Here is a 1,723-nt window from a genome sequence, read left to right as displayed (position 1 = left end):
AGTAATTGCAATCCAATGATTATTGGGTATTGATCACATATATTATGTAAGTGAGAAGAGTGAGTTACACGTTAATTCCAGATAATTCCCTCTTCTCTCCTTCTCTTTTGTTAGTATGTACATTCCTTTCTATTTTGACAGAATAAGCGAATTGACGAAATACACATAAATGTCAGTAATAAAGTGATGGGAAGATATCTGAAGTTTGGGTTAAAAAGTATTTTATACATCGAAACCTATTTCTTTGATATGTCTAAGCTGAATATTTCCGATTGGGCAGAATCATTTTATAACAAGTATGTTGGATTTTTTGTATTATTAGATTTATTGATGTTCTTCATAATAATCATCTATATTTATCCTGAAATTGAAGTTGCTTCTTTACAAGGAACTGTTTCCGATATTGAGCTTATCGACATGAAAAATAAAATACGTGCAACAGGTGCTCAAATCGCAGGCGGTATTGCTGTAGTACTTGGTCTTCTTATTACTCATAAACGCATGAAATTTGCAGAAGACAGTCTGCAAGTTACTCATAACCGCATGAATATTGCAGAAGAAGAACTGCAAATTGCCCGCGAAGGACAGATTACAGAACGTTTCACTCGTGCAATTGATCAGTTAGGAAATTCGAAAGCAGAAATTCGATTGGGTGGGATATATGCTCTTGAAAGAATTAGTAAAGAGTCTAATAAGGATTATTGGCCAATCATGGAAATCTTGGCAAGTTATGTTAGGCTCAATTCACCTTTACTAAATTATCAGCCGCTGGAAAAGGTCGGGACTGATATTCAAACTGTTTGTACCATCCTTGGAAACCGTTTACACCATGAATCTGATAGTGAATATGGAAGTTTGGATCTAAGAAACACAAACCTGAAAGGAGTTTATTTAGAGAGGTATAATTTAAAGGGAGTAAATTTAGCTGGTGCACATCTTGAAGAAGCTAACCTTTGGGGTGCACATCTTGAAGGAGCTAACCTTTGTGATGCACACCTTGAAGGAGCTAACCTCCATGATGTTCATCTTGAAGATGCTGACCTTCGTGATGCTCACCTTAAAGGTAAAGAAACTAGCCTTTGGGGTGCACATCTTGAAAATGCTAAACTTATTAAGGCAGACCTTGAAGAAGCTGACCTTAAAGGTGCACATCTTAAAGGAGCTTACCTTATAGGTGCACATCTTGAAGGAGCTTGCCTTATAGGTGCACATCTTGAAGGAGCTTACCTTATAGGTGCACATCTTGAGAGAGCTGACCTTTTTAAGGTACATCTTGAAGGAGCTGACCTTACTGATGCAAATCTTGAAGGTGCTATACTTTCATCACTCGAAAAAGAACAACTTTCGAAAGCAAAAACACTTTGTGGTGCTAAATTCAGCGAAGATGTAGATATTTCCGACATTATAAAGGCTCATCCACACCTTTTTGAATCGAATGCGTTTGCAAATACATTTTCACATTGATTTCATACATAACCTCAATCCCCTAATTAAGGACAATACATATTGTCCAACACTATTTTTTTAATTTACATTCCTATCTATTTTGACAGATATTAAAGAATTACAAATGTACATTATAGTCAAACACCCAACATTTTGGACTTCTGTTTTTCACTAAGAAACTTTTCAATCCATCTCTTTGCAAAGCTAATTTTTGATGAGCACTCCATAAATTTCTCATGTATTAAATCCCGCATATGATCAATATCGATAATGAACT

The 1,723-nt window shown here is 35.6% G+C and carries 1 protein-coding gene; it reads left to right on the top strand.

The features are described from left to right. The first annotated feature begins 186 nt into the window (after positions 1–186). Positions 187–1,464 (top strand): pentapeptide repeat-containing protein, encoded by a 1,278-nt coding sequence (locus tag KDK67_RS13995; RefSeq protein WP_250869461.1) that lies wholly within the window; start codon positions 187–189, stop codon positions 1,462–1,464. Positions 1,465–1,723 lie beyond the last annotated feature (259 nt).

It is taken from the genome of Methanococcoides seepicolus, assembly GCF_023684405.1.
GTDB lineage: Archaea > Halobacteriota > Methanosarcinia > Methanosarcinales > Methanosarcinaceae > Methanococcoides > Methanococcoides seepicolus.
The sequence above is the reverse complement of the archived record's forward strand: the minus strand, read 5'-3'. Positions and strand labels throughout refer to the sequence as shown.

What these genes read in the sequence shown, in the direction of transcription:
- KDK67_RS13995 (WP_250869461.1), top strand. Translation starts at nt 187, where the DNA reads ATGGGAAGATATCTGAAGTTTGGGTTAAAAAGTATTTTATACATCGAA.